Origin of the sequence: Paenibacillus eucommiae (assembly GCF_017874215.1) — a bacterium.
GTDB classification, from domain to species: domain Bacteria; phylum Bacillota; class Bacilli; order Paenibacillales; family NBRC-103111; genus Paenibacillus_AI; species Paenibacillus_AI eucommiae.
This window is the reverse complement of record NZ_JAGGLB010000058.1, coordinates 1-15,184: the sequence shown is the minus strand read 5'-3', so window position 1 is coordinate 15,184 and position 15,184 is coordinate 1. Positions and strand designations below refer to the sequence as shown.

Annotated in this window: 10 protein-coding genes, 17 tRNA genes and 1 rRNA gene; 2 read left to right on the top strand and 26 right to left on the bottom strand. The window is 41.7% G+C overall.

Annotation, left to right across the window (positions count from 1 at the left end; translation table 11 throughout):
• Positions 1-3: 3 nt before the first annotated feature.
• Genes J2Z66_RS40995 through J2Z66_RS40985 form a run of 3 tightly spaced genes read right to left on the bottom strand, consistent with a single transcriptional unit; the run spans position 4 to position 3,041 of the window.
• Complete coding sequence (locus J2Z66_RS40995; protein ID WP_209979623.1) at positions 4-837, bottom strand: carbohydrate ABC transporter permease; 834 nt, start codon at positions 835-837, stop codon at positions 4-6.
• Positions 834-1,718, bottom strand: a complete 885-nt coding sequence (locus J2Z66_RS40990; RefSeq protein ID WP_209979621.1) for a carbohydrate ABC transporter permease — start codon at positions 1,716-1,718, stop codon at positions 834-836. The genes J2Z66_RS40995 and J2Z66_RS40990 overlap by 4 nt, the downstream gene beginning before the upstream one ends.
• Positions 1,719-1,742: 24 nt before the next feature.
• A complete protein-coding gene (locus J2Z66_RS40985) occupies positions 1,743-3,041 on the bottom strand; it encodes an ABC transporter substrate-binding protein (RefSeq protein ID WP_209979619.1) in 1,299 nt (432 codons plus the stop codon).
• Between the two features lie 303 nt (positions 3,042-3,344).
• Here J2Z66_RS40985 and J2Z66_RS40980 point away from each other — a divergent pair, with 303 nt between their 5' ends.
• Positions 3,345-4,997 (top strand): sensor histidine kinase, encoded by a 1,653-nt coding sequence (locus J2Z66_RS40980; RefSeq protein WP_209979617.1) that lies wholly within the window; start codon positions 3,345-3,347, stop codon positions 4,995-4,997.
• Positions 4,984-6,546: a response regulator gene (locus J2Z66_RS40975; RefSeq protein ID WP_209979615.1), complete on the top strand. Its 1,563-nt coding sequence runs from the start codon at positions 4,984-4,986 to the stop codon at positions 6,544-6,546. Before J2Z66_RS40980 ends, J2Z66_RS40975 begins: the two co-directional genes overlap by 14 nt.
• Positions 6,547-6,684: 138 nt before the next feature.
• Here the strand turns inward: J2Z66_RS40975 and J2Z66_RS40970 are convergent, their stop codons facing one another.
• The 23 genes from J2Z66_RS40970 to J2Z66_RS40860 form a co-directional block, all read right to left on the bottom strand.
• Positions 6,685-7,875, bottom strand: coding sequence for a hypothetical protein (locus J2Z66_RS40970; protein ID WP_209979613.1), 1,191 nt, complete (start codon positions 7,873-7,875; stop codon positions 6,685-6,687).
• Positions 7,876-8,234: 359 nt separating this feature from the next.
• A complete protein-coding gene (locus J2Z66_RS40965; RefSeq protein WP_209979611.1) occupies positions 8,235-8,531 on the bottom strand; it encodes a hypothetical protein in 297 nt (98 codons plus the stop codon).
• A gap of 358 nt (positions 8,532-8,889) precedes the next feature.
• Positions 8,890-9,897: a FecCD family ABC transporter permease gene (locus J2Z66_RS40960; RefSeq protein ID WP_209979609.1), complete on the bottom strand. Its 1,008-nt coding sequence runs from the start codon at positions 9,895-9,897 to the stop codon at positions 8,890-8,892.
• On the bottom strand, positions 9,894-10,943 hold the full coding sequence (locus J2Z66_RS40955; protein WP_209979607.1) for a FecCD family ABC transporter permease: 1,050 nt from the start codon (positions 10,941-10,943) through the stop codon (positions 9,894-9,896). The genes J2Z66_RS40960 and J2Z66_RS40955 overlap by 4 nt, the downstream gene beginning before the upstream one ends.
• Positions 10,930-12,903 carry an AraC family transcriptional regulator gene (locus tag J2Z66_RS40950; protein ID WP_209979605.1) on the bottom strand — a complete coding sequence of 658 codons (1,974 nt, stop codon included), beginning with the start codon at positions 12,901-12,903 and terminating at the stop codon, positions 10,930-10,932. Before J2Z66_RS40950 ends, J2Z66_RS40955 begins: the two co-directional genes overlap by 14 nt.
• A gap of 406 nt (positions 12,904-13,309) precedes the next feature.
• A tRNA-Leu gene (locus tag J2Z66_RS40945) sits at positions 13,310-13,392 on the bottom strand.
• Between the two features lie 17 nt (positions 13,393-13,409).
• Positions 13,410-13,486, bottom strand: a tRNA-Arg gene (locus J2Z66_RS40940).
• A gap of 23 nt (positions 13,487-13,509) precedes the next feature.
• Positions 13,510-13,598 (bottom strand) — tRNA-Leu (locus J2Z66_RS40935).
• A gap of 11 nt (positions 13,599-13,609) precedes the next feature.
• A tRNA-Cys gene (locus tag J2Z66_RS40930) sits at positions 13,610-13,683 on the bottom strand.
• Positions 13,684-13,700: 17 nt separating this feature from the next.
• Positions 13,701-13,775, bottom strand: a tRNA-Gly gene (locus J2Z66_RS40925).
• A gap of 68 nt (positions 13,776-13,843) precedes the next feature.
• A tRNA-Gln gene (locus J2Z66_RS40920) sits at positions 13,844-13,915 on the bottom strand.
• A gap of 21 nt (positions 13,916-13,936) precedes the next feature.
• Positions 13,937-14,012: transfer RNA gene (locus J2Z66_RS40915), tRNA-His, on the bottom strand.
• Between the two features lie 15 nt (positions 14,013-14,027).
• Positions 14,028-14,101 (bottom strand) — tRNA-Trp (locus J2Z66_RS40910).
• Between the two features lie 3 nt (positions 14,102-14,104).
• Positions 14,105-14,189: transfer RNA gene (locus tag J2Z66_RS40905), tRNA-Tyr, on the bottom strand.
• Positions 14,190-14,197: 8 nt separating this feature from the next.
• Positions 14,198-14,273 (bottom strand) — tRNA-Thr (locus J2Z66_RS40900).
• Positions 14,274-14,293: 20 nt separating this feature from the next.
• Positions 14,294-14,369: transfer RNA gene (locus J2Z66_RS40895), tRNA-Phe, on the bottom strand.
• Positions 14,370-14,392: 23 nt separating this feature from the next.
• Positions 14,393-14,469: transfer RNA gene (locus tag J2Z66_RS40890), tRNA-Asp, on the bottom strand.
• 59 nt (positions 14,470-14,528) lie between these two features.
• A tRNA-Met gene (locus tag J2Z66_RS40885) sits at positions 14,529-14,605 on the bottom strand.
• A 17-nt stretch (positions 14,606-14,622) separates the two neighbouring features.
• Positions 14,623-14,698: transfer RNA gene (locus tag J2Z66_RS40880), tRNA-Val, on the bottom strand.
• Positions 14,699-14,724: 26 nt separating this feature from the next.
• Positions 14,725-14,799: transfer RNA gene (locus tag J2Z66_RS40875), tRNA-Glu, on the bottom strand.
• Positions 14,800-14,820: 21 nt separating this feature from the next.
• Positions 14,821-14,913 (bottom strand) — tRNA-Ser (locus J2Z66_RS40870).
• Between the two features lie 3 nt (positions 14,914-14,916).
• Positions 14,917-14,992, bottom strand: a tRNA-Asn gene (locus tag J2Z66_RS40865).
• Between the two features lie 107 nt (positions 14,993-15,099).
• Positions 15,100-15,184 (bottom strand): 23S ribosomal RNA (locus tag J2Z66_RS40860); the annotation flags it as partial.

Genomic DNA, 15,184 nt, shown 5'->3' with positions numbered 1-15,184 from the left:
CCCTTACCCCTTCACAGCACCAGACATAATACCGGAAATAATATACTTTTGAAAAGATATATAGAGCAATAGCACAGGGGCAATGCTAAGGACCATCATCGGAAACATATGTGACCAATCATTCGTATAACGGCCAACAAAAGAATAGACTGCAACCTGGACCGTTTTTAATTTATCAGAATTCAAGAAAACAATAGGTAGGAAAAAATCATTCCAGATCGATAAAAACTGCAGAATAAACACGGTTGCCAAAATGGGTTTCAATAAAGGAGAAAGAATTCGCAAAAAAACTCCCATTCCACTGCATCCATCCATTCTTGCAGCTTCTTCTAACTCCCTTGGCAGGGATCGTATAAATTGAGTAATCAGAAAAACGGTAATAGGCATTCCAAAAGCAATATACATGAAAATGACCCCAAGCGGAGATTTATTTAATCCCAGCGAATTAATTAATTTAAATAGGGGAATTATATTCAGCTGCATCGGAACAATCAACCCGGCAACAAACAATCCTTGAAGGAAAGCAGATATTTTCCCTTGTCTTCGGGCCAGCGGATATGAAGCCATAGAACCTATCAGAATGATGACTATTACGCTGATAATTGTAATATAGGTGCTGTTTAACAAAGCAACATGATAATTTGATATGTTCCAAGCTTCTGCATAATTTTCAAAGCGCATCGGACCCACAAAACCAAAAGGATTGGAGTACATATCCTCATTTTTTTTTACCGAAAAAGAAAGCAGCATAATCAGAGGATAAAAATAAACGATGGTGAAGAAGCTTAAGGTCAAGTATTGCATCCATCGAATCCATAGCCTTCTTTCCTGTATCACATCTCCACCTCCCTCTTCTTTAAAATCATAAGCTGACAGGCGGTAATAAATAAAATGGCGAGGAACATAACAATTCCCATGGCAGTTGCTTCTCCAAATTTGTTTGAAGTAAACGCAGTTAAGTACATGACAGAACTAATGCTTTGCGTAGCGTACCCAGGTCCGCCCTTGGTCATGGTCATGACCAGATCGAAGGTTTTCAAACCGGCAATCATCCCAGTAACCACAGTAATTGTAAATGCTGGAGCCAGGAGTGGAATTGTTACATACCAGAACTTTTGTTTGCTTGAAGCACCGTCAATAACAGTAGCTTCGTACAATTCTTTGGGAATAGATTGCAAATTCGCCAGAAAAATAACCATACACCAGCCAGCACCATGCCAAATACCTACGCTAATGATAGACCAGATGGCCAGATCCAGACTTCCTAACCAATCGTTCTGTAAGGATGAAAGTCCTATTTTCCCCAGAATAGTATTCAGACTGCCATTGAAGGGATCGAAAATATAAGACCAAATATATCCGGTTGCCAAGAGACTAATCACTTGCGGGCTAAAAAATAGTGTCCGAAATAGATTGTCTGATTTAACTCCACGATTCACCAGATTAGCTAATATTAGTCCTATGACTATTTGTCCCAATGTCAAGCCTATAGCAAACACTAAGGTATTCTGAATCGCTGCAATAAACTTGGATTCATCTAATAAGCCGATGAAATTTTGTAATCCAACGAATTTATAATTGGGATCGAGGCCATTCCAGTTCGTTAAAGCCAGATAAAAACTCTGCAGCGCTGGGTAAATAACAAAACTACAGTAAAAGAGAAGTGCAGGAAGCGCGAACAGATACGACACTTCATGTAGTTTCCATCTTCGTGTCATGTAATTCACTCTCCCTTAGTAAGTTTATTTTTTTGATGAAACAGCTTTATCCCATGATTTATCGGCTACTTCCAACACTTTCTCAAAAGTCGAGGCGCCTCCCAAAACAGCTTGCGTTTCACTTATAAACGCTTCGCTCGATGGTTCCTTGGGTTGACCTACATCCAGAAACTGATAGGTGGGACCATTCTGAGCTGCGTTTAGAATATCATTAAAAATTGGATTACTCTCCATGTTTACTGTGCTTAGTGTAGAGAATTGTCCCTGACCGATTAAAGTCGGCACATTTTCATCAGCATAAATAAATTCGATAAATTTTTTGGCAGTCTCTTGATTCTCGCTGCCTGACCATAAACCAAGTCCTGTAGAAGGTGCGGCTGACAGCCAAGTTGTCTCTCCTGCCTGATTACCAGGTAAAGGGAACATCCCCATGACAATACCTGCTTTCTCAGCTATCTTCTCATAGTCGCCAACACCCCAATTTCCATCAACGATCATCGCTGCCTTCCCTTCAGCTATCATAGCCTTGGCAGCATCAGTGCTAATCCCATTGACATCTTTGCCCAAGTATCCTTTTTCAAATAATAATTTGAATTGATCGGCTGTTGCTTTCCAATATTCGGAACTGGCAAATTTGACTTCGTTCGCATACCGTTTGCGATCCCAATCTATATCTTTGGCATAGACGGTAGAAGGCGCAAGCGCAAACCACAGAAACATACTGTTACTATCCTTTTCAGGAAAAGCAAACGGGGTAACACCGGCAGCTTTTAATTGTTCAGCCGCTTCAAGCAAATCATTCCAGTTTGTCGGAACCTTCAAGCCATTTTTATCAAACAAGGTTTTGTTATAGTAAACCCCTAAGAAGTTTTTCGCCCATGGGATGGCGTATACTTTGTCTTCCGCAGAGAATGAAGTCAACAATCCTTTATCGATCTTCGAAACAGGCTCAAGTGAGCTTAAATCTGTCATATAACCTGCTTGGATGGCTATACCGACCGCACTTGCTCCCGGCCATTGCAAGAATAAATCCGGTGCGTCTTGAGTCGCCAGGCCCGCATTGAGCGTTTGTTGGAACTGAGCGTCGGGGGCCCGTGTTATTTGAACCGTTACCCCCTTATTTTGTGCTTCAAAATCCTTGGCAAGCTGCTCTATACCTGTAAGATCATCTGTCGTTAGTGAAACCTTTAATTTAATTTCCTTAGGCTTATCGACAGGATTTATGGAGGAATTCACCTTATTATCATTTTCCTTCGTACTGCAAGCAGATAGGATTAACACCGAGCAACAAAAGAAAATGAACATGGATACAGCTTTCTTCATCTCTACACCTCTTTGGCTAGTTTGTGGTACAAATAGAGTATTACATAAATAAATTTTAGATGAAACGACACTTTCTTTGGAAAGGGGCTTATTTTTTAGATTATGTTTATCGTACCTAGACTTTCTTCCTTCACATCATGCTATAATAGAAAAAAATTACAACTGACATATAAAGAGGGTATTCAAATGTTTTTTACGTACAAAAGAAAGTTGAATCTTTCCTACACGATACTCATAATTGCTCTCATCTCATTAGTCAGCTATTGTAACTATTTTGTTTACATTAAAGATGTTAAGAGGAACATGGAAAGAACCACCCTTGAAATCGCCAAACAAATTAATTATAATCTCGATCAGTATTTGCATGACCTGATAGCTCTAACCTTACTTCCTTTGTATCATACTAGCCCTGCAGGCAATCCTAGTGAGCTTGAAGAGATTCTTACAAAAAATCCGATTACTTCATTGAATTTCGCTCAGCTTCTCACTCTCCAAACCTATGTCAACAATAATTTACTATTATCCAAACCAGATGATATTACTGGCGTTCATATATTGGATAATAACAGAAATAGGCTTGATTATTTTCAAAAAAATCAAAAGGAATATAATCTGCCCATACTCGAATTACCTTATTATGAAGAAAGCAAAAAAGCGAGAGGAAAATACATTGTATCCGAAACCATTTCCATCCCGCTGACATACAACCCTGAAGCCCACAACCAAGTATTTTCCATTTATCGGCTGCTGAATGTATTTGAAACTAATAAGCCTTACGCCATGCTCGTGCTTGATATCAAATTGAACAAAATGAATGATTTGTTAAGCACAATCACTATCGGAGAAGGCGCTATTGTTCGAATTGTCAGTGCTTCTAATCACATTATTTATTCCACGCACTCCGAAGAAAACACGACTCATTTCGAATTGCCAAGTCCCAAAGACTGGTTAATCGGGGAAAGTGAATTATCCAATGTGGATTGGAAGCTAATCATCAGCGTTCCCATTGATTCTGTCACGCATCGCGCAGATCTGGTGCTTATTTCTCTCATTATTATGCTTGCTGCTATTGTATCAGCGATGGTCTTTTCCAACTGGTTTTCTCAAAAAATCACAAAACCACTTCAGCATTTACAAAGGCTAATGAAGCAAGCTGAATCTGGTGAGTTTAATCTTAGTTTTCACACAAAATCAAGAGATGAAATATACCATCTGGGCAACAGCTTTAACTATATGCTTACTCAAATCAAAGACTTGATCAACAAAACTTATATAACAGAAATACATCAGAAGGAAGCTGAATTTGCTGCCTTGCAAAGTCAAATCAGCCCCCATTTCCTATTTAATACGTTAGAATCCATAAGAATGGTTTGTGAAATAGAAGGAAACAAACAATCAGTTTCTATGATAACCGCCTTGGGAAAATTATTAAATGAAAATATGCAGCAAAAACGCTGGATCACATTGCAAGAGGAAATCACCTATATCCACAATTACTTATACTTGCAATCGATGCGAATGCCTTATCCGCTCCGCTATTCAATTGAATGCAATCCAACCTTGCTATCTACTCCAATACTTGCATTTTTGATCCAACCTTTAGTGGAAAATAGTATTCTTCATGGCTTAAGCTTGTTATTTCATTCAGGAGACATTCAAATTACAATCGAAAGAGAAGAAGACGAATCACACCTGCGGATTACCGTTCTTGATAATGGGTCAGGCATCTCAGAGGAAAAGTTAAAAAAAATAGAATTACTATTGCAATCACCTTATGTAAGTACTCAGAATGGCATTGGCCTTATTAATATTAATCAACGCATGATCTATACGTACGGAAAAAGATATGGGCTAAAAGTGGAGAGCGAAGAACATCAAGGCACAAAAATCACACTTTTTATTCCTCTGTCATCCGATTCCCAAGAAAAGGAGCTAACGCTGGATGGAACAGTTTAAATTAGTTATTATCGATGATGAGCCATTAATTCGAAAAGGCCTGCAAACAATTATTCAAAGAATAGCGCCACAATGGATCGTTGTTGGCACAGCAGTTAATGGAATTGAGGCACTTGCTGTCATTAAAGACAATAAGCCTGACCTTATCATCACAGATATTTCGATGCCTCATATGGATGGAATTTCCTTGTTCACAGAGCTAAAAAAGCAAGCTCAAACTCCACACTGCCTTGTATTAAGTGGTCATAGTGAGTTTGAATATGTACGCTCCATGCTGCTCATGGGAGCACTTGACTATTTAATGAAGCCTATTGACTCAGATCTGTTAAGCAATCAACTACTGCGTGTTCAAACTTTAATTTCTGATGAATTTCATAATAAGTTAAAAGAAAATGAACAAAATCAGAATTTAAGAGAGTTCTGGATCCATCAGTTGGCCCATGGAAATCTATATGAAGTTGAAGAGTGTGAAAGTAAGCTTTACGAGTTAGGAATTCCAAGCCAGATGCAGGTTTATTCTTTTTCAGCCTTACATTTTCAAATTCCTGAAGAGGAACATAGGGATCGCAGCACGTACCGCTACTTTTTGTTCAAAACTGCAGAAGAGATTATTGCTGAGAATGGTAAGGTAATGCGCGGAGAAGACGGTCAAATCATCGTGTTAACTTGGGGGTCTAGTAAAGAAGAGCTGCTAGAGATCCTGATCTTACTTGAAGAGACTATGATTCAATTTATCCATAAATGTACCAGAATCAAAATATTCATTGGAAATAGTCCTATATTTGAACAATTTCATCAACTTCAAATGGCCTGGAGCCAGGCTAAGCTATCCGTCAAATTTAAGTCAATCTTTCAGAACAAAATAATCTGGCAAAACTCTAATCTGATTTCTTCTAAATCCATAGGTACGGGTAAAGAACTGTTCGTTTTGCTTCAGCATGGGGATATGGATAAAATCAAAGGAACCATCGAACGAGGATTTAATAATCTAGATTCATTAGAGGATGTCCCCCACTACTTGGAACAGTATTATATGGAACTTCTAATGCGCATAGAGGAGTTTGTCATTCTTAATGGTACGAGCTTAGAGCAAATTAGCCATCTATCTTTGTCAGAAATTGTCGATAAAGCTTTAGATAAACCAACCTCCCAGGAGCTCATCGCATCTTTAATTTGCTTTGCTGAAATGAGTCTTAAACAAATTATGGATAATCGCAGCAAGCTAGATCCACATTTCTTCACAAAGATCAAAAGATATATCCATGATAACTTAAATAATAATCTAACTTTACAATCCGTTGCCGAACATGTTCAAATGAATGCCAGCTACTTGAGTGTATTATTCAAACAAGCAACGGGACAAAACTTCATAGATTATGTAATAGAACAAAGAATAGAATTAGCTAAAAGCTTACTGAAACAAGATGAATTGAAGCTATATGAAATCACAAATTTGGTTGGCTACCAGAGCTCCAAGCACTTTTCGAAACTATTCAAAAAAATCGTCGGTGTTCTTCCTTCAGAGTATAAAAGATATTTAGGAAATTAGCCTACAGTCCAGAGGCGCCCTCGTCGAGTACGAGGGTGCCTCTGGAGCTGAATTCTTTATATCTGTTTCGCCCATCCTTGCCCGAAAAGTATCCAGCCAAGTTAAGCCAAGCCAGGTTAAGTCAAGTCAAACCAAGTCTCATCTCAAGCCTTGCGCCAGTTCAACAGCGCTTTGAATAAACAGATCACATGATTCCAGTTTATATGGAGTCGTATTCATTTCGTAACCACCAAGCTCATCTCCAAAAGCTTCAGGGGTTGGCAGATAACCACAGTACCCGTTGGCTACACCTGAAAACAAAGTAAATGCAGCAGGAGAATGAGGTTCAATCAAACCTACATACCCATTAAACACCTCCGCAGATGCAGAAAAAATAACTACCTCGCCCATTCGAACACCATGCAAAGTTACATCTATAAAAGGCTTGAAATACCCATGCTTTGTAGGAAGACTTACTTTCTTCTCTAGGCTTATTAAAGGAAGCTCAGCAATGCCCTGCAGATTCCCTGTAATTTTCGTAATTGCCTGAAATAACTCATGGCCCATTTCCTTAACCCATGGATACGTATCGTAAGTCTCTGTCCGGTAATGATCGACGGGACCTACATCACCCAGGAATCCTTGAATGAAGAGCGATACAAAGCCAGCTCCCACTTCATCTTCCCATTCATTCATCGCAAGCCCGACAAACTCCGTAGAAACCCGATTCAGAGGATTCATTAGCAGAGTGGGATGAACCGCACAGTTTACAATTCCCCCAAGTGATTTACCATCATAAGTTTCAAATACAATAACATTTAAGGCTTTGTCGATCGGCAACCTATCATTATGCTGCAGATTAGGACGGCGGTTAACGGAAATACCGCAATCTCCAGAAGCGGCGCGAATTCGAACCGGTTGAAGATCGTCTACAGCTTCTTGTATAGCACGGTCAATACGAAGCGTATACTTCTCACTGAAATGCTCAGGTGCACTGTGTGTGTGGGTTGCATGTACGGAAACAGCCGATTCTGCCGCTCCTGCAGTTTTCCCCCACTTTTCTCTAGTTCCCTCAGGGAAAGTCTGAAGAAAATGACGATATTTCCACAGCTCACCACTAGGATCCGCAGCCTGAAACGTTACTTCATTAGTCAAACAGCAATCCACGCTAACAAGTACATGACGCTTGTCTCCGTCGTCTAATACGAGAACACGTGCAAATAAATCATCCATAATATCCTTCTCAGGGTAGGCAACATACACATTTGGATCATAGCCCTGTAACGGAGCTGGCTCTTCTGGTGTAATCTTAACTTTACGGAACGCCGCTTGTAATGTTTGATTCTGCATGATCGTTCAGATCTCCCATTGTTTTATTTTAATATTTAAATTATATATCAACAAAAATATCAAATCAATCTTTAAATTCATGAAAAACCTTTCAAAAAATAGCAATTTTATAAGATATTTTAATTGATTATATTTAGTTAACTTTTTATATTATCAACCAAGAATCATCCGAATTTGATGAACAAATGCTCACAAAAAATCCCCCTGTTCTTTACCGGTAATCCGGAGAACAAGGGGGCAAAGGTAATGAGTGTATTGAGTGTATTGAATGTATTGAATGTATTGAGATGTATTCAGATATATTGAGATACACAATGAAAACGCTGAAGATGAAAGCTATTTTTATAAAGCTCAAATACCTACCTGCCCGAAAGTAAAGTAATAACCAGCAGCTCATAAAGAACCAATGGTAAAATTGTCGCAGCAACCGGATTGTAGAATGCCCGATTTTGTTCTTGAACCTGTAGATGTAAGTTACGTCCATCCATATAGACAATAACTCCCTCGAATACGTGTCCGTCAATCGTCTCTACCCTCACTGGGTGCCCCAAATACTGACTGCAGATCGAGTGATTACTGTCCTTAATATATCTTAATATATCGATATGAGATGGGTCGGCCTGAAAGATAACATTGGATTGTTCATGCGGATACATGCTTTTCGTCCCCTTCTTCATGTGCATAGGTTGAATGAGTCATTCCCAGCTTGCCGGGTTATTGCCTATTCCTCGTATTAACCTATTCACATGCACGGGAAAGGTGCCTGCTAAACCACGATCCATGAAAATTTCAAACAATGGTGAGTAAGTGCCAAAAAGAAAAAACCATACAAGGTCAATTGACCTTGTTATGGTTTACAGTTACTTATGCCGGTGAAGGGACTCGAACCCCACTCCATCTCAAGAAACGGATTTTGAGTCGCACATGCTATTCTGAAGATAGAAGAAGATAAGTCCAAGAAGGAAGAGAAATAGGGGTATGGGGTCAATATCCAGCCGGAGTAATAATCGATATTCATTTTGAGCGCATCAATAGATATAGGAAGTAAGGCACACTCAGAAGTGTTACAATAATCCCTGCTGGAATATCCGACTTAAAGCTGACCGTTCGAGCAATCGTATCCGCTACAAGCAGCAATAGTGCACCAATAAGCGCTGAAGCTGGTAGAAGTACTTTGTAGTCGTGACCTACCAGCTTGCGAGCCACATGCGGACTAATCAATCCAATAAAGAAGATCGAGCCCCCCAACGCTACACAGCCAGAAGCAATGCCTACAGCCGCAATCGCCAGGCGCAAAAATTTCCGCTTTACAGCGACTCCTAATCCTATCGAAATGTCGTTGCCTAGCACCAAAACGTTCAATGTCCGAAAATTGGAATAAATATATGCGAATAGCAACAATACCCACGGTACCAGCAAGCTGATATAAGACCACTTGTCTCCCCATAAGTATCCTGCTTGCCAACGCTGTGCAAACTCATACTTCTGATCATCAAGCTTTAAAGTCAGAAATAACGTCAGAGCACTTAACCCCATATTAATCGCAACACCAGTCAAGACAAGTCGTGTAGAAGAAATCATACGACGCTTTCTATAGGCTAGAACATATATCAGAACTGCTGCCAGCAAACCACCCACGAATGCCATAGATGGCAGTAATAATGTTATAGCGGCGCCTTGAATACTTACAGTTGAGATAATTAGCAACACCATAAGACCTGAACCTGAGCTAATACCAAGCATGCCGGGATCAGCCAGATCATTGCGCAGCAACGCCTGCATAACAGCTCCTGCCAGTGCCATCCCAAATCCAACAAGTATCGCTAATACGATCCGGGGAAGACGAAACTTATAAACAACAAGATTATGCTCATCTGGACCCTGTCCAAGCAATACTTGAAATACTTCAAGCGGATTGAGAGACACCTTTCCCATATTAAGACTAAGAATAGCTCCTGTAATAAGCAGTACTAAGAGAGATACAATCCATATTGTCGCCTTATACGATTTAACAACATTCATTTGAAAGCTCTCCTCTCTTTGCTCGCAATTAGCAAGAAGAAAGGAACACCAATCATTGCAAAAATAATACCCAATGCTGTCTCTGCCGGACGATTAATCAGCCTTCCAGCGATATCCGCCACAACCATAAGTGCGCCGCCGTAAATGGCTGATGCCGGAATAATATAACGATAATCTACACCTACAAAAAAACGCATGATATGCGGTACAATCAGCCCTACAAAGCCGATTGGCCCTACCAGTGCAACAGCTACACCCGCAAGTAAAAGAACCGCAAGCGTAGCTATCATCTTAACGAGAACAATCCGTTGCCCGAAGCCTTTCGCGATCTCTTCCCCCAAGTTTAAAACAGTGATAGAGCGTGCAATGAATAGTGACAAAGCCAACCCACCTAAGAACCAAGGAATAACTAGCTTAATTTCCATCCATGTCGCTCCTGCCACACTACCCGAAGTCCAATAAGCAAGGGCACGACCAATTCCATAGTTTAATGAGATAAATGATCCCATAGCTCCAAATAGCATTGTAAATGATATTCCAGCTAGCACCAGTCGTTGAGGTGTCATTCCTGAACGATTCAGTGAAGCGGCAAGATACGTTAATCCTGCACCAAGTCCTGCGCCAATAAAACTAACTAGCAAGGTTGTCGTCTGCAGTTGCCCTGGAAGGAAAACTAGTGTAACGGCCATTGCAAGAGCTGCTCCTGCATTTACTCCCATTAATCCCGAATCCGCTAAGGGATTTCGCGTATAGCCTTGCATAACCGCTCCTGCTACCGCGAGACACATGCCCGCAATAATATCAGCCGCCGTACGCGGAATACGAAGGGCATGAATGATCTGATGCTCGGTCAGTTCAGGATCAAAATTAAAAATCGCTCTCCATGCCATCTTCAGGCTCATGGAAGCAGAGCCAAAAGAGATAGAAGCTGCTACCGAAAGCAGCAGCAGCAGTATCCCTAGGAGTAAAAACAGACCGAAATACGATTTCCCTCTTAATTCAGGGATAACGGTTGTTCTATCATCTAGCTTTCTATTTTTTTTCATACGCTGACACTAGCTTCTCAACTACAAAATCAAGCTGCTTATCAAGAGAGTAGATATCGGAATAATATGAAAAATCAAACCCAATTTCGATCAATCTACCTTCTTTAATTGCTGGAATGCTGTTCCAAATTGGATTGTCCGACAAATCATCAGCCCCATCCCATACAGAGCGGAACACGATGTCTCCTATATACTCAGGTAACACCTCTAAGGATACAAACCCTCCAGTAGCCTTCTCCCTGCCATCAATCTTCTTCTGAAGAATCTCTGGTGCTTTTAGTCCTAAATATTCATAAATGATCTGAGAGCCTCTTCCATAAAGCTTGCTATCGATAACCGCCATCTCTTTTTTGCCGCCCTCGATAATGGTTACTGTCTTATCTAAAATTCCAAGTTCATCAAGTTTCTTCTTACTCCTCTCCAACTTCTCGTGGAAATTATCTAATAGAGCCTGTGCCTCCTTCTCCTTGCCAAATACCTCGCCAATCTTCATTACACGTTCATCCGTGGCCATTTTTTCATAAGGTATTGGAACGGTCGGTGCAATATCCTTAAGGATTTCGTAAGTTTCTTCGGAAGCAGCTATGATCAAGTCCGGCTTTACTGCCATAATAGCCTCTGGATTAGGCTCATACCATGAACCTAGATTTTCAATCCCCCCCAGCTCTTCTGCAAAGGCCGCTCCTTCAAAGACACTCGAAGTACCTACTGGCTTAATGCCGAGTGCAACAAGATCCCCTTGAAGGTATAACACAACAACTCTCTCTGGATTAGCTGGAACGACAATATCTCCCTTTATCGTAGAGATGGTTCTTGTCTGAGCCTCTTTATTTGTATTGTCAGTTGCAGTTGAATTATTGGCTGGTGATGATGTAACTTCAGAAGCTTTGGATCCATTAGAATTCGCGGCATTAGAAGCAACGTTTGCAGATCCACATGCACTTAAAAGTAAAGTAAAGCTAAGCAGCATCGCTACAATAAAACTTGATGTCTTTGTTATTCGCATAGGTGAAGACCCTCCGATTATTTTATTATGATAATGATTATCATATTCAAATACATTATATCGGGAGGATATGTTCTCGCCAATGGAGAATCTGGCGGTGGTAAATGGACGATTCTCCGATAAGCTCACCTGCCTGCTTTCCTTGCGGAATCGGATGGGAGATTGTCCATAATATTTACTGAAGATACGACTGAAGTAATATACATCGCTATATCCAACTTCTTCTGCAATATCGCGAAGTGGAGCATCGGTACATCGTAAGAGCGCTTCTGCATGTTGAAGCCGGAATCGTATCAAATATTCGATTACGCTAAACCCCGTCTCCCCTTTAAAGCGGGTTGATAAATGACGAGGGCTATAATTAAATTGCTCCGCTATAGATTCTAGTGATAAATTATGACGATAATGCTCCTCAACATAACGGACAACCTGCCCAATGACATCCGGTTGCCTGAGGTCAATTCCATCCTTTGTAAACTGCTTCAACAATTCATGTATAAACTGATGGAATAAGCCTTTAACTTGAATTCTTTCCAATAGGCTTCCTTGTGCCCAGAGTTGTTCCATTGCCATTAGTTGATATTGCAGTGGCAATGGCTCCAAAGACTCGAAGCCATACTGCATCCGAAATGGATTGCTGCGTTCCAAAAGTCTTGCTAAATCCTTTCTTCCTGGCAAGGAGGCTCTATAGAATAATAAATAGTATTCAAACACCTTCCTTACCTCTATGCTTAGTCTCATGCCCTTGCCACCATGCATAATAAAGTGACGGTCTGCATCGTATTCTATGCCGTTGAGATTCAAGCTGGCCGTCCCCCGTACACAGTAGATAAATCCACTTGCAGGTAATATATAGCCTTGCAGCTTGTCCCCAGGCTCCATCACAGCATGTCGAATATCCAGTACTTTAACAGCAGCATAATTCCATGCGACAATATGATCTTCCAGCTTCATCTTTGCATTTCACTCCGATCTGATCCACAATCTATTTGAATTAATTATATCTTAAAACAATGATAATGATTATCAATTATTATTAGTCAGTTCCTCTATTTTGTCAATCGCTGTTTAGTATCGTGCATGCTTATAGCTTCGCATGAACTTTGAAGAGTCATTAAAAACCATCGCGATGGATCTATGACCCTAACAGCGAAGTTTCGTTTAGAAGTGGAGCTTCCTCAGGAAGGCCTCCATCTCATCCATATATATCTCTTTACAGTAATCTGTCTCGGAGCAAATAGGCTAACGCAGAAGCTCTGAGTACGCTGTCTCCTTACTAAACATAGAATGCTTGGTGGCTTCAAAAAAAATAAACACCATATGGAGGTCATTTGACCTTCATATGGTGTTTATTTACTTATGCCGGTGAAGGGACTCGAACCCCCACTCCCTCTCAAGAAACGGATTTTGAGTCCGTCGCGTCTGCCATTCCGCCACACCGGCTTATTCAATTATAAAAATGGCGCGCCCTGAGAGATTCGAACTCCCGGCCTTTTGATTCGTAGTCAAACGCTCTATCCAGCTGAGCTAAGGGCGCAAGTGCAATTTTAAAAACTAAGATGGTGCCGAAGACCAGACTTGAACTGGTACGGTAGTCACCTACCGCAGGATTTTAAGTCCTGTGCGTCTGCCGATTCCGCCACTCCGGCTTAAAGATATGTGGAGGCGCCACCCAGACTCGAACTGGGGGTAGAGCTTTTGCAGAGCTCTGCCTTACCACTTGGCTATGGCGCCACAAGTTTTAAAGAATATGGAGCGGAAGACGGGGTTCGAACCCGCGACCCTCGCCTTGGCAAGGCGATGCTCTACCACTGAGCCACTTCCGCATATCAATTGGAATCCACAGAAAGTATAGGATATTTATCTAAAATCTTCTACTTCCTGGGTTCCAGTACTGGGGATCTAGGATTCGAACCTAGGGGTGACGGAGTCAAAGTCCGTTGCCTTACCGCTTGGCTAATCCCCAATATGTAGTTTAAGAAAAGTATGGGGCGACCGACGGGACTTGAACCCGCGAGTGCTGGATCCACAAACCAGTGCGTTAACCCCTTCGCCACGATCGCCACACTTTGTTCTACTGGCAGGGGCAGCAGGAATTGAACCCACACCAAAGGTTTTGGAGACCTTTGTTCTACCTTTAAACTATGCCCCTATATGGTGGAGGATGATGGATTCGAACCACCGAACTCAGAGAGAGCAGATTTACAGTCTGCCGTGTTTAGCCACTTCACTAATCCTCCATAATGCATGGTGCCGTCGAGAGGACTTGAACCCCCAACCTACTGATTACAAGTCAGTTGCTCTACCAATTGAGCTACAACGGCACATATTCAATTTGTAAAAATGGTGGCTCGGGACGGAATCGAACCGCCGACACGAGGATTTTCAGTCCTCTGCTCTACCGACTGAGCTACCGAGCCTCTCGAACTCTTTTGTAAGGATATGGCGGAGCCGACGGGATTCGAACCCGCGATCTCCTGCGTGACAGGCAGGCATGTTGGGCCACTACACCACGGCTCCACACTAAGTACCAACAACTTCACCTATCATATTTATGTAATTGCTACAATAGGGATGTTTGGTTGCGGGGGCAGGATTTGAACCTGCGGCCTTCGGGTTATGAGCCCGACGAGCTACCGGGCTGCTCCACCCCGCGATATTAAAGTTTGTTCATGGTGGAGGCTGACGGGATCGAACCGCCGACCCTCTGCTTGTAAGGCAGATGCTCTCCCAGCTGAGCTAAGCCTCCATGAAGCTTTAAGTATAAAGGAATAATGGTGACCCGTAGGGGACTCGAACCCCTGTTACCTCCGTGAAAGGGAGGTGTCTTAACCACTTGACCAACGGGCCTTGAATTCTTAAGTAAGAGAGTGGCGGAGAGAGAGGGATTCGAACCCTCGAGACGCTTGTGACGCCTACACGATTTCCAATCGTGCTCCTTCGGCCAAACTCGGACACCTCTCCATATGGCTCCCCGAACAGGACTCGAACCTGTGACAACTCGATTAACAGTCGAGTGCTCTACCAACTGAGCTATCAGGGAACAATTTTGAAAGCAAGGAATTCTTATTCCCTGAAAACTAGCAGCGAAACGAACGATTGCATTGAAACCCGGCATACCATCTGCATGGCAGCCTTGATCTTACATGTGTGGTTAAGCCCTCGACCGATTAGTATTCGTCAGCTGCATGCATTGCTGCACTTCCACCTCGAACCTATCAACCTCGTCGTCTAC